This window comes from Bdellovibrionales bacterium (assembly GCA_019750295.1).
In the GTDB taxonomy this organism is placed as follows: domain Bacteria; phylum Bdellovibrionota; class Bdellovibrionia; order Bdellovibrionales; family JAGQZY01; genus JAIEOS01.
Map to the genome: position 1 here is coordinate 91435 of JAIEOS010000017.1, position 13095 is coordinate 104529.

At 48.0% G+C, this 13095-nt stretch carries 13 protein-coding genes; 4 read left to right on the forward strand and 9 right to left on the reverse strand.

Going from position 1 to position 13095, the window contains the following annotated elements; genetic code table 11:
• The first annotated feature begins 4 nt into the window (after positions 1–4).
• Positions 5–1438, forward strand: coding sequence for a hypothetical protein (locus K2Q26_04840; protein ID MBY0314820.1), 1434 nt, complete (start codon positions 5–7; stop codon positions 1436–1438).
• Here K2Q26_04840 and K2Q26_04845 read toward each other — a convergent pair.
• Positions 1425–2426, reverse strand: coding sequence for a small ribosomal subunit Rsm22 family protein (locus K2Q26_04845; GenBank protein MBY0314821.1), 1002 nt, complete (start codon positions 2424–2426; stop codon positions 1425–1427). The two genes, K2Q26_04840 and K2Q26_04845, sit on opposite strands and share 14 nt — an antisense overlap.
• A gap of 28 nt (positions 2427–2454) precedes the next feature.
• On the opposite strand from K2Q26_04845, the gene K2Q26_04850 reads away from it, so the two are divergent.
• Positions 2455–2997, forward strand: a complete 543-nt coding sequence (locus K2Q26_04850) for a peroxiredoxin (GenBank protein MBY0314822.1) — start codon at positions 2455–2457, stop codon at positions 2995–2997.
• A 13-nt stretch (positions 2998–3010) separates the two neighbouring features.
• On the opposite strand, the gene K2Q26_04855 is transcribed toward K2Q26_04850, so the two are convergent.
• The 5 genes from K2Q26_04855 to K2Q26_04875 are packed head-to-tail and all read right to left on the reverse strand — an operon-like array spanning position 3011 to position 7243.
• A complete protein-coding gene (locus K2Q26_04855) occupies positions 3011–3565 on the reverse strand; it encodes a hypothetical protein (protein MBY0314823.1) in 555 nt (184 codons plus the stop codon).
• 46 nt (positions 3566–3611) lie between these two features.
• The gene (locus tag K2Q26_04860) at positions 3612–4688 is read right to left on the reverse strand and encodes a tryptophan 2,3-dioxygenase (protein MBY0314824.1); all 1077 of its coding nucleotides are present in this window, start codon (positions 4686–4688) and stop codon (positions 3612–3614) included.
• Between the two features lie 12 nt (positions 4689–4700).
• On the reverse strand, positions 4701–5741 hold the full coding sequence (locus K2Q26_04865; protein MBY0314825.1) for a low specificity L-threonine aldolase: 1041 nt from the start codon (positions 5739–5741) through the stop codon (positions 4701–4703).
• Positions 5722–6657, reverse strand: coding sequence for a formimidoylglutamase (locus K2Q26_04870; protein MBY0314826.1), 936 nt, complete (start codon positions 6655–6657; stop codon positions 5722–5724). The genes K2Q26_04865 and K2Q26_04870 overlap by 20 nt, the downstream gene beginning before the upstream one ends.
• A gap of 7 nt (positions 6658–6664) precedes the next feature.
• On the reverse strand, positions 6665–7243 hold the full coding sequence (locus K2Q26_04875) for a superoxide dismutase [Fe] (protein ID MBY0314827.1): 579 nt from the start codon (positions 7241–7243) through the stop codon (positions 6665–6667).
• Positions 7244–7455: 212 nt separating this feature from the next.
• Here K2Q26_04875 and K2Q26_04880 point away from each other — a divergent pair, with 212 nt between their 5' ends.
• Complete coding sequence (locus K2Q26_04880) at positions 7456–8064, forward strand: DUF2541 family protein (protein ID MBY0314828.1); 609 nt, start codon at positions 7456–7458, stop codon at positions 8062–8064.
• A gap of 117 nt (positions 8065–8181) precedes the next feature.
• Positions 8182–9366 (forward strand): zinc carboxypeptidase, encoded by a 1185-nt coding sequence (locus K2Q26_04885; GenBank protein ID MBY0314829.1) that lies wholly within the window; start codon positions 8182–8184, stop codon positions 9364–9366.
• Positions 9367–9412: 46 nt separating this feature from the next.
• On the opposite strand, the gene K2Q26_04890 is transcribed toward K2Q26_04885, so the two are convergent.
• The 3 genes from K2Q26_04890 to K2Q26_04900 form a co-directional block, all read right to left on the reverse strand.
• Complete coding sequence (locus K2Q26_04890) at positions 9413–10282, reverse strand: hypothetical protein (GenBank protein MBY0314830.1); 870 nt, start codon at positions 10280–10282, stop codon at positions 9413–9415.
• 92 nt (positions 10283–10374) lie between these two features.
• Positions 10375–11784, reverse strand: coding sequence for a hypothetical protein (locus tag K2Q26_04895; GenBank protein ID MBY0314831.1), 1410 nt, complete (start codon positions 11782–11784; stop codon positions 10375–10377).
• 67 nt (positions 11785–11851) lie between these two features.
• Entirely contained in the window at positions 11852–12862 is a 1011-nt protein-coding gene (locus tag K2Q26_04900) for a hypothetical protein (protein ID MBY0314832.1), read from the reverse strand.
• Positions 12863–13095 lie beyond the last annotated feature (233 nt).

Below are 13095 nucleotides of genomic sequence, written 5' to 3' on the forward strand. Positions count from 1 at the left end.
GGGAATGCGTAAGCTTATTTCTCTGCTCTTTATTATTCCATTTCTCACTCTAAGTTTATCGTCTTGCACGACCAGCGAGGACGAGACCGAGGACAACGCGATCGAAGCGGAATTGAATTCTGAGCTGGAAGACATGGAAGGCTCTGGTACCAACGCCGATCTTGATGTCGAGAGTGATGATGGCCTCGAGGACTTTGACGATACAAATTTCGAGGATGATGGGAAAGAGTTCGCTTCCGATTCCACGACGGACTCATCGACCGACGACGACTTTTTCTCAGATGCGGACACGCCTCCGTCCGGTCCGGGAAATAATCCTCCGGTCCTTGCCGAAAACGATCTCAAGCAGGAACTTCAGCAGGGCGCAGTGCCTCCTCCGGCCTCGGCGGACACCGCAGGCACCGCTGTTCAAGCCCCTTACCCCGAAGATATTCCTCCCGCAGTCCCTTTGCCTAAAGATAACGGCGCTAATGGACCTGTCACGTCTCGATCGACATTTCCTCGTATTGAAGACTACGAAAGCATTAATCCTACGCCCGATGTTCCCAAAGATGATTTAGGTGTGGCCGATCCTCTTGTGTCCCAAGTCGATGCGCCTCTCCCGTCCATGCGGGCGGCGAAAGAAGTCGTTCCTATTTCGAAGATCGGTAAGGATCCGTTTTTTAGAAACGAACGTATCATGAACACCGTTTACATCGCTCGCCCCGGTGATGACATGGGCACCATCAGTCAGAAAATTTTTAACGAAGATCGAACCGCACAGCTGCTCGCCGATAATCCTCATATCAGTAAAGGGATCGAACCTGGCGATAAGGTCTATTACAATTCGATCAATCGACCGGAAGATAAAAAGACCATCATGACTTATTTTGAAGACAGTCGTTATGCTCCTCAGTATTACACCACAAAAAATGATGATGATATTCGAAAGATCGGCCAACAGCTTTTAGGCTATGCCGATGCGTGGAAAGAAATTTGGGCGGTGAACGACAGTTTGCAAACTCAAGCCATGCTCCCTGCAGGGTTAAAGATAAAATATTGGACCGGCAACGAAGTGCGCGAGACTCCGCCACCTAAGGCCACTCCCGTAACCACAGAGCCCGAGGTCGTTGCTGAGACTGAGCCAAAGCAGGAAGCCGAAATTCCTTTAAATATTACCAATATCGAGACACCACTTCCGACCACGTCGGGTACGACGGTGAATACGGATGATCCCGCTTTATCGGCAGGGATCACAGAGCCTTTACCTATGGCTCCAGATGCCTCTGTGCCACCGACACCCAACACGCCTCAAGTGAAAGACGGTAGCTCTACAACTACGATTGCGGCACTGGCTTTGATCGCTATGGCGGTGATCATTCTCGTGGCGATTCAAATTAAGAATCGTCGCAAAGATCCCGGAGCTATGCCTCCGAGCCTTGAATTCACGAAAGTGTAAAGCGCAGTTCATTTCCTTTTTTTTCTGTCACTCGAACCTGGGGCAGGTCCCCTCGTTTGATTTGTGGCGCGGGGCCGGCGCGCTCTAGCCAGGATAAGTATTCGCGCTCGGAGTTGCGACAATAGAGCCACCGTGTTTTTCCCTTTTCGTGGAGCTCGTCGCTGACCACTCGACCCTCATTTGAATTTTTGTTCTGGGACGACTTACTGAGGAGTAAGTACGAGTAAGTGAGAGTATTGTTCTTAATGGGAAGTTGGGCCTCGATGGCAGAAAACCAGGCGGGCTGCTCCCAGTGAATTCGATCATGGCACCAATCCGTCTTCGAGTGAGTGAGAAGGGGGCAGGCCTCACGATGGGTGCACGGGGCGAGGATTTCGAATTGGGCCTCCATAAAAGTGGAGCGCAAAGCCATGAGATTTCGACCGATCTTTTGGGTGGAGGGCTCAACGATCAAAACCGTGTCCAGTTGAGAGACCCACCGAGGGAGCGTCGCTAACTCATTGAGAGAATAACTCATCACTCCCCAGCTTCGAGAGTTGGGAGTCGAATCGTAAGCGGCGGTCCATTGAAGGATGGGCGAGCTCTCGAGAAAGCCGTAGAGCTCCTTGGCGGCGCCGCTCTTTTCGATGGCCGTGTAGGGTGTTTGCGGGGTGATCCAATCGCTATCGAGAAGAGCCAGTCGGCTACTTCCTAAACCGAAGCCAAAATCGAGCACAGGAGCGGTGGTGTTCTTGGGAATGTGGCTTTTGGCCTCATCGAGAATCTTAAGATGGCGAACGTAATTGAGCGGAAAAAAGTAACTGAGATAGGCCACTTGCGACTGGGTTTTGCTCCATGGAGTTTCTCGGCCCCCCTCTTGATAGAAGTGAGACAGCGAAAGAACGCATTCGGCAATCTTTGATGGTTGATTTAACGAGTACCCCAGCTTTGCTAAAGCTCTCTCGATTTTCGCTTGATATTTCTCGGGAAAGGAATAAATTTTCGGCACTAACACGTCTTAAAATGGAGAGTGTATTATGTCAGCAAAGAAATCGAGTTCGAGTAAAACGACTAAAACCGTTAAAAAAACGCCCAAGAAGACAGAAGTCGCCGCCGCCCCCAGTGCGATCGTCGGCAAAAAAGTGGGCAAATTTTCGTTAGAAGCCACTGATGGCGTTATTACTGAAAAAGACATTTCCACTCCCACCGTTTTGTACTTTTACCCCAAAGATAATACCAGCGGTTGCACCCAAGAGGGTCATGATTTTAAAGACAAATTCATGCAATTTAAAAAGTTAGGTGTAAAAGTTTATGGGGTCTCTCGCGACTCCATCAAGTCCCACAATAGCTTTCGCCTCAAGCAGCAGTATCCCTTCCATTTGATCAGCGATCCCGAGGAAAAGCTCTGTAAAATCTTCGACGTGATCAAAGAGAAGAGTCTTTATGGACGTAAATACATGGGTGTGGATCGCAGTACGTTTTTGATCGATGGAAACGGAAAAGTGATTCAAGAGTGGCGCGGAGTTAAAATTCCTGGCCATGTGGAACAAGTTTTAGAGGCGGCGAAAGCCGCCTTCTAAACGGCGGATACAATTACTGACGCGTGTATTTGACTTCGAGTCCATAAGTTCGAAAGACCCATTTGGACTCGGTCACGTTAAAATTCGTGGTGTGGAAGATACTGTTATCCTCCACGAAAAATCCTAAGAAATCGCCCTTTTGGATATCGCCCACGAGGACCTTGGTGAAATCCGCTGTTTCGGTGTACTTCACTGGTGCGTAGGATTTTTCCGGAGTGAAGACCTCTTGATCGGCCTGATACTGAACATAGTCTTCACCTTGGTAGATGGGATTATAGCTCTTTAGAGTCCCAAAAGTGATTTCGCTAAATCGAGGCTGATAGTTTTTAACCACATCAGGAATTTCTTCGTCCACGACTCGGGTGCATTTCACAAACTGAAGGGCGCTTTTGCACTCGTAGCTGAGGTTCATCAGCTCGGCGATGCGAGCTTGCCCCGCCTCTGTGCCGGGATAAACCACTTCGTGACGAATAATACTGGGTGATTGAACTTCGCCCGAAAAAACGAAACGACCTTCGATAGCGAACGCCAACGTCGGAAACAGAAGACCGATTAAAAATATTTTCATAAACTCCCCCTTAGGACTCTTATTGAAGTCAGTGGGGGAGAATCTGTCAATAGTGGAAACTGAGTTTCTTCTTAATTTCCGCGGGGAGTGCGGGAAGCTTTGAGCGGGGCACAAGGAATGTCGCCAAATTGAAGAGATCGGTGAACACTTTATGTTTATCAGCGGCAGCGGCCAGATACTTATGACCCGAGGAGCCTCCGGTTCCCATCTTTGCGCCGAGCATACGGTGGGCCATCTGGGCATGACGTTGGCGCCATTGCGTAAAATTTTCGTCCAGGGTCTGCAAGCAAGCCATCAATTTGAACGGCGCTTGAAGAAGAGGTTCGTCTCGATACAGCTGAATAAATAAAGCTGCTTGAAGGGCTTTGTAACTGAGGCGCCAATGATTGTTGTCTTGAAGTTTTTTGTAATCGTCTGGATTAAAAATGGCCTCAAAACTTTCGCGATTGGACTTGATGCTCGCCAAATGTTGTTCCTGGCTGGACCGATCAAGTCCCGCGGCCTTCACGGCCACTTCGCTTTCGTTAAACATTTTTTCGACAGTGCCTTTATAGGTCTGCCAAAAATCAAAGTTTTTCGTGGCGATAAACGGAGTTCGTTCGAGCCATGCTTCTAAGGAGTTAAAGAGAGTTGTTTCTTTCTCCGAGGCGCTGGCTTCCGGGCGCTCTTCAGGCTTTAGCAATTCTTTGTAGTCTTGATTATTAAAGCGCAGGCGGCGATTGAGCCCCATTTTGTTTTCGATCAAACGGAACTGCTGGCTCTGAAATCCCGAGGCGGGCACGAGCAGTTCGCGGAAATCGAGAAAATCCAAAGGAGTCATGGTTTCCAGAACATCCACCTGTTGAATTAATAACTTTTGGATGCCGATCACTCGCTCGAGGCGGCCAATCATTTTTAACATTAACCCTTCCTCGATGGAGTCCTGGGCGAAGATTTCTAAAACACTATCGACTTCGAAGAGAATTTGTTTGAACCAAAGCTCATACACTTGATGAGTAATGATAAAGAGCATTTCTTCGTGAGCGGGATTTCCGATTTTTTCACTTTTACGCTCCTGAAGCTGAATGAGATCGTGGACTCTGAGGTAATCCGCATAGTTGGTGGACGCAAATTTATTGTTCATAGGGATCTCCAATTATTCTCTGAGTAAACTTTTAAGTCGTGTGACGAAATTTATAATGTCCTGCTCTCGAGTCCCAAAAGAAGTCATCAATCGACATTCTAAGGTGTGCTCATCCCAGACGTAAAAGAAATACTCGTCTTTAAGGGGTTTAATCACCTTTTTGGGAAAAATGCAAAAGACCGCATTCGACTGCACCGGCTGGGTGACCGTCACCTGCGGCAGATCGCTCAGTTGCTGCGATAAAAGCGTCGCCATATGGCACTGATGGCGGGCGATCTCCTTCCAGAGGTTGTTCTCGAAGTAGGTGAGGAATTGCGCCGCAATAAAGCGCGTCTTAGAGGGCAGTTGACAGGACTGCTTTCGCATAAATTTAAAATCTTCATCGAGCTCAGGCGAGTTGACCATGACGATCTCGCCGCCGAGTAAACCATTTTTAGTCCCACCAAAAGAAACAACGTCGGCCAGTTGAAGGATATCTTTAAGATGGCAGTCTAAGGCCACGGCGGCGTTAGCGAGACGAGCCCCGTCGATATGAAAGATCAAATTCTTTTCTCGGCAAAAATCGCGAATCGCCGTCATCTCCTCCAGGGAGTAAACAGTTCCGTATTCGGTGGGTTGGGTGATAGAAACGGCCTTGAGCTGGCTGTAGTGTTGGTCGCCCCGGCGTATCCAGTGAGTCTCGATATCTTTCACCGAAAGTTTTCCCTGGTGATGAGGCACCGTGAGCACTTTGCAACCGATGAGTTTTTCGGGCGCGCCACATTCGTCCACATGGAGATGAGCCACGTTAGTGCATAAAACGCTGTGATGAGATTGAACACCTGTGCCGAGAGCTAAAACGTTGGCGGCAGTCCCATTAAAAACGATATGAGAATTGTGGCAGCCGAAATTTTGACGAATATATTTTTTTAAACTCTGAGACAAATCATCCATCTCGTAACTGGGGGCGTAGCCGGCGTTGTTCTCGACGAGAGCCTGCAGGATCTGAGGATGAACTCCGGAGTGATTATCACTTCCAAAGCTGATGCGAGATTTAAGAGTGGAGGAAGACATGGAGCACCTGGGCCGCCAATTTAGCGGTGCGTTCGTCGATGTCGAGAGGAGGAGAGACTTCAAAAATGCCGAGGCAGCGGACATCGAGGCGTTGATTTAAAATTTGAAACAGAGTGAGAAATTCGTGAGGAATGAACCCGGTGGCGTAACTGGCACTACAGCCCGGGGCGTAGGCGGAGGAGAAGGAGTCCATATCGAGGCTCAAGTAGGTCGGGCGAGGGGATAACAAAAGGGGAGCCAGCGTGTCGAGTGAGGTTTGCACGAAATTGTTTTTAAAGTTGAGCTCTTCCAACGTCAGAATTTTTGCACCTTTGCTTTTGGCCCATTCGTAATGAGTGGGACTATTGCAGTGAGCTTGAATTCCCATTTCGACAAAATCAAATTCTCCGAGCTCCGTATCGCTGAGCAAGCGATAGAACGGCGTGCCACTTGAAAGACCTTGCGTGGTCGGTCGTACATCGAGATGGGCGTCAAAATTAATCACTAGCGGCCGGTGCTTTGAATTCCGCTGAGCCCTGAGAAAGCCAGCTCCTTCGGCGTAGGCGTAATCGTTGCCGCCACCGAGACCGATCCAGCGATGTCCCTTTTCCATATGGGAGTAAGAAACGGCTTTGACGGCTTCGTGTCGAGCCTCCAGGGGCGAATTTAATTTTAAATTTCCGAGATCAAAAAAAGATTTGGCGTTGGAAGCCCAAGGAGAGGGCGTCATTTTATAAAAGTGTTTACGGATGAGATCGGGAGCGAGGGCGGCGCCGAGGCGTCCGCCGTTGAGTTTGATTCCTTCGTCGTCGGGATAGCCCGCAATGATGCAAGAGTCGGGAGCCCGTCGAGGGCTGACAAATTCACCTAAGCGCTTGTCTCCCTCCTTCGTCGACTTAAAAAAAAGATCTGTCGAACACGGTTCAAACTGGCTCATAAAGTTCCTACTTTAAAAGCTTTGCCACTTGGTCCCAGTTGACGAGTTTCCAGAAGGCTTCGAGAAACTTCGGACGAGCATTACGGTAATCGATGTAGTATGCGTGCTCCCAAACATCACAAGTTAAAAGTGCCGTCTGGTTCTTAGTCATTGGTGTTTCGGCATTTGAAGTCTGTGTGATGGCGAGTGAGCCATCTGGGTTTTGCACGAGCCAAGCCCAACCACTTCCAAACTGAGTGATGGCGGCGTTAGTGAATTTTTCTTTAAATTTTTCGACAGACTCGAAATTCTTTTTGATGGCGTCTGCGACTTTGCCTTGGGGCTCGCCGCCACCTTTAGGGCTTAAGCAATTCCAAAAGAACGTGTGATTCCAAACTTGAGCCGAGTTGTTGAAAACTCCGCCAGAGGATTTTTTGATGATGTCTTCGAGAGACATGTTTTCGAATTCTGTGCCTTTGATCAATTCGTTGAGTTTCGTAACGTAAGTCTGATGATGTTTTCCGTAATGATACTCAAGAGTTTCTGCGGACATGTGGGGAGTGAGAGCATCTTTTGAGTAAGGAAGTTCGGGTAAAGTGAAAGCCATTTGAGACTCCTTCGTTAAAGTTAGGTCTCGAACTATAGTCAATTTCGCTTAAGTGTTCAAAAGGATTGAAGATTGCTATTAGACGCGCGAAGTTACGCCCTAACCCCCTGAACATATACATTTATGTGAATCTCGTGCCGCCCTGTTGAAATTTCAGACCAATGGGGTAATTACCGAAGTACGCGATTTTATCGCAATTGGAGGGAGAGAGAATGAAAGCAATTCTATTTTTAGGGACATTGGTGTTTGTCGCGTCTCAAGCCGTGGCGAATCCAGATCCCAAAGACATATTTAATTTCGTATTTGATGTGATCCAAGATCAGATCAACAAAGATAATGGTCCTCAACATTATGGACCCGGTCATGGATACGGTCCTGGTTTTCCTGGCGGTCCTCATCATCCCGGCAACCCCGGTCCCGGTTGGCCACCACCGCCGCCACCTCCTGTTGCGAACAAAGTGATTCTTGAGCAAAACGGCGCCAATCTTCTTTTAGGTCGAACGTTCATTCAGAATAAAGCTGTCGACAGCGTCGACTTCCCGGCCTGTAACGCGAGCGCGAACCAACGCGTGACTCATTTGATCGTGCGCGCTCAGCAGAGTGCCGTTCAGCTCAATCGTGTGCGCGTGACTTATGCCAACGGGCAAGAGATCGTACTTTTGCAGAACGTTGCTCTTCAGAAAGGTCAAAGCACGACGTGGATTCCGTTAGATCAAGCTCGCTGCGTGCGCAAGATCCGTGTGAACGGTGAGGCTTTCGGTCCTGGACCTTATTCAAAAACAGCGGTTGTTTCCTTTATCGGTTATATCGAAGGATACTAAGCGCCCGCGAGACCTGTCGCTTTCTTGACAGGTCTCAATCCCAGATTTAACGGCACCCGATTGCTCAAAGTCCAGCCACTAGAGACCATAGATCTACGGTACATCTTGGGGGGACGCATGAATTGGGGAATGATCCGCACGGCTGCGGCAGTTTTAGTAATATCTCAGACCGCATTCGCGGGTGATTATTGGTTCGAATTAAAAGCCAAAGACAAATACGAACGCAGCGATCTTGCGGCTCAGGGCTTTGATATTGTCAGTGTTGAAAAAGATCGGGTGACCGTCGTCGGTGACGAATCCGAAATTGAAAAGGCCGAACAAACGGGCCGTTTAATATCAGTTTATAAATCGGGAATGTCTCCGTTTGATTTCCCCGCAAAGGACGAACAGTTTCATAACTACAAAGAGCAAACAGAAATTCTTCAGGGTATTGTTAAAAAATATCCAGAGATCGCAACTCTGGAGTCCATCGGAAAAACGGCGGAGCAAAGAGAGATTTGGGTTTTACGTTTATCGAAAGCCAAGCCGTCGGCTGATTTGCCCGCGACCTTGTTGATGGGCGGTCACCATGCGCGTGAGCACGTTTCGGTTGAAGTTCCCTTATTTCTCGCGAAGTATTTGATCGAGAATTATGAGAAGAAAAATCCCCGGATCGTTGCGATGTTAGAGAGTCAGGAAGTGTTCATTATTCCGCAGCTCAATATCGACGGTTCGGAATACGATATCGAAGGCGGCAAATATAAAAGTTGGCGCAAAAACCGCTCGCGAAACGCCAACGGGACTTTCGGAACGGATCTTAATCGCAATTATGGTTTTGGCTGGGGAGATGTGGGCGCAAGTTCAAATCCTGCGAGCGACACTTATCACGGCCCCAACCCTTTTAGCGAACCGGAAAGTCAGGCGGTGAAAAACTTTATCGAAAAGCATTTAAACATTTCGGTATTAGTGAGTTATCACACGTTTTCGGAATTGATTCTTTGGCCCTGGGGACATGTCGACGAAGAGCTTCCCAACAAAAAAGATCTCGCGGTTTTTAAGACCATGGGGAACGCCATGGCGAAAATGACGGGCTACACACCTATGAAATCCGGTGATCTTTATTTGGCAAGTGGGGACACCTGCGATTGGGCTTACGGTGTCCATGGGATCTTCGCCTTCACGTTTGAGTTAGATCCCAAGAGCATGTGGGAGGGTGGCTTCTATCCCGGTCAGAGCGTTCTGACTGAGGTGTTCAATAAAAATCTGGAGCCGGCGCTGTACATGATCGAGAGCTCGAAGAATCCTTATGGGGTTAATCCATAAAATTTGGTGGTGCCAGGGCGATAGGATCACGAGGGATCGACAAGTATTACGGTTTCGAGAAAAGATTGAGGCAGCTTCGAAATTGGAAAATCTCGCGGGGATTGGCGCGCTCGATTCTGGCGACGTCTTTGTGGAACTGACGATCCGCCTGAGCGACGCGATCGAGATCTAAAGATTTGTAGGAGAATTTTTTAAATCGCATGGAGTAGGACACGGGAACTTGGTCCATGGGAGGTGAAGACTTCCACTTTCTGTGATTGAACCAGCCTCGCCGCTCCTCGAGAGATCGGACTTCGATCCTTAAGCTTTGAGTGGAGGTGTCTAAAGTGAACGTGTATTCCATCGTCGAACGAATATCCCCATCAATGGCGCGCTTGAAACGGCCCTGTGCATAGAAGTTGGTGTGCATTTGCAAAACACGAAGTTCGACGACGTTTTCTGATACCTTGAGCGAGCTCTGTTCAAAAACGCCCACCTGCTTTTCGCCCACTCCATACAATAGTCCCCCGTCGCTGTAGGGGTCGGGTTGCGCGTGGAGGCCTCGTCCTAAGTTTTCGATATCGATCGAAGGAGCTGTCGTCACCATTCCTAGGCCTTCCGGATTTCGAAGCAAGGTTTTATACATGCGAATTCGGAATCTTCGGCGGGTGGTATTTAGGCCGAACCAGGGCTTTGCGTCCTCGATGTAAATGCTCGCCACTTCGTTGAAGGGACCAGTGCCATTGACAATCACGTAGGATCCAATGATTGGTTCGAGGGCTGCCTCTGTGAGGGACTGACGCGGAATTGATTCTCGGTAAAGCCCCTGGAACCAATTCTCGAGATCGACGACCACGTTGTCGTTGAAAGCTCGAGGTGCCGGAGACGCTCCGGCGGTTAAAAAAGGAAAGAGGACGGCAAGAAGGATTAAGGCCATGCGGTGGATTATACCGTAAATGAGCACCAAAAATCTCGGCGCCTGGAGAGCTTTGCAATAATGACAAATTAAAATGTGAGGTCTACAGGTCTTTAGCTGTAGAGCTTCTTTTGGACGATGTAATCCGAAATCTCGGCAGGGACGAATCTCTTCCAGTCTTTGTCGTTGGATTTAATCATTCCTTGGAGTTTTTGATCGCTGATGAGGAGATCTGGTTCGCAGTGATGGTCCTTGATGTCCTCGAGATACTCGTTTTGTAGTAAGTGTTGGAACAGGAACTTGTTTTTGTCGGAGGGCGAGTAGGTTTGCAATGTGAGATACGGGAATTTGGGATTTTTTAAAAATTGCGAGTCCACAACCGCAGCGGGTGTCGGGTAAAAATACATTCGCGTCTGGTCTTTAAAAATACGCGAGATGGATTCTAGAGAATGGAGATCGCTAATCTCGAAAAAATCGATCAGTTTTTTACTGGGATACACAAAGTGAATGGGCTCTTTTGTAAATCGAGCACAGTACTCCGTCATAAGATAGCTTTCTTTAAACTGAGTGATCAAAATGTTCTGCTTTGCCAGTAGGAGCATGCGGATGCGGTGGACTAAATTGTCGAGTGTTGAGGCTTCAAAGTTTTTCTCAACGACGATTTCGCTCACTAAAAATGGCGAGCAATCGCCTTCGGTTTTACTTCCGCAAAAGTGATTGCGGGCGCTCAAGAGCATTTCGAGATCGGATGTTGTGATCGGATTGAATGCCGCTCGGTGAAGTAAAACTTGCCGCCCGAAAAGTTCCTCCGCCAAATGACTGATTTGGCCATCGGCACGAATCAATACGGCGGGTGAAAGATTGTGCTCTAAGAGGCGAAGGTTTGCGCAATGAATGTCTTCGCCTTTAAATACCGGTCCAGCGAGTTTGACCACATTCACTTGAATTCGATCTTTCAGATCGCCATCAATCAAAGAGCGAATGAGTTTTGAGACGTCTTGTGTATAGTGAAAGGCCGCGTACACCAAGTTCACACCTAAAACGCCCACGGCTTCTTGCTGTTGCACATTCGAGGGGTCAAGGAGGCGGATGTGGAGTATAATTTCGTTGGCTTCGCCTTCCGGCGTGCACTGGAATTTAATGCCGATCCATCCGTGACAATCGCCTTTGTATTTTGGACTGCGAGCTGCGATGGTATTGGCGAGCGAGAAGAGCTGTTTTGATTTTTTATATTCGGGTTTAATACGTTCTTGCAGAAGATCGTATTCGTAATCGATCATCTTCCGTAGGCGACTCTCCACCACGTAGCGGCCACTCGGTTCGGGGCCGTAGATCGCATCACTAAAAGTCATATCGTAAGCGGAGATGGCTTTGGCGATCGTGCCTGAGGCGCCGCCCACTTTAAAAAACCAGCGGGCAATTTCTTGCCCGGCGCCGATCTCGGCAAAGGTCCCGTAAAAGTTACGGTTCATGTTGATCGTATGGGACTTTTCGTTGGTGGAGATCGATTTATGGTTTTCCATAAAAAAAGAATGCCAGCATCCGGGGATGCTGGCAAGGAACTCTCTCGTTTTCAAGACGGGAGCAGGCTTATTTTTCTTTCATCGATAAAAGGTCGATCGTGGTATTGGCGACCAGTGATTTCTCCATAGACAATTTGCTCATGATCGACTTACCGGCGACGAAGGCGCAGTTCTTACATGCCATAGCTTCAACGTTTTTTAACTGCCATGCGCCAAAAGTCATTTCAGGGATGATGATTTTTATAGCTTCGATCTCTGAACCGCCGGCGGTGATCTTCGTTTCGCCTTTGTTGATAAATTGGATACCCATGTTGTTGAGATAATCGATATCTACAGTGGTGTAGGAATCTTCATTCACTATAAATAATTGCATATCCATGGCGTTAGCGAAGACCCCGGGAGCAAAAAAGTGGTTCCCAATTTTAGAAACCGTAATTTCTTTAAGAGCATACTTCGCTTGGAAGGCTTTAAAGTCATTCTTTACGTCCATAGATAATCTTTCCCAAACTTTTTGAGTGCGTGGAACCGAAAGATTATAATTACCGATGATACTTAAAGCTTCGGGGAACTGGTTGGACTTTCGGAGCATTTCGATCATGCCTTCAGCCACTTTAAGATTGTCGGGCTGTTCGCGCATAGCTTTGTAGTACCATTCTTTAGAGTCGTTGTAATATTCTTTCTCACCTAAGCTTTTTGCAAAACTCGCTTTGTGGCGAAGAGATAAATCGGTGATCGACTGAAGTTTATTAAAGACGAGGATGGCTTTGTCGTGTTGATTGGCTTCGGTGAGAGCAATTCCGTACTCACCAACGATGATGGGGTTTTTAGAATCTTTATTGTAAGCGTTGCTGAGGGCTGAGAACTTACAGCCGAGTTTATTGAGTTTATGGCAGGTGACGGCCATGCTGAATTCATCTTGAGCGGTGTTTAATTTGACTGACGATTTAACGTTGTATGAAATGCGTTGAACCAAGTTTGAGCCCCATTCGTGAAAACCGTATCCCGAAGCGGCTACCGCTCCAAGAAACAATCCCAGCTTTACCAATGAGCCTTTTGATTTATTCTTCTTTTTGTACATATGTAATCCTCCGACAGAGGGACCATGTGCAAAGTCCTTTCCAAGCGAGGCGCTATATACTGATTCTCACAAGAAAAAGTGCCGAACAAAGGCACTCAAAAAGACTCCAAGTTCCCAAAAAGGTTCCAGCTCCCTGCGTGCACGAAAAAGGTTCCAGGTTCCTTGAAGGAACCTGGACCCTTTTTAGTGCACGCAGGGAGCTGGAACCCGCTGTCTAGGGTTTGGAGATCGGG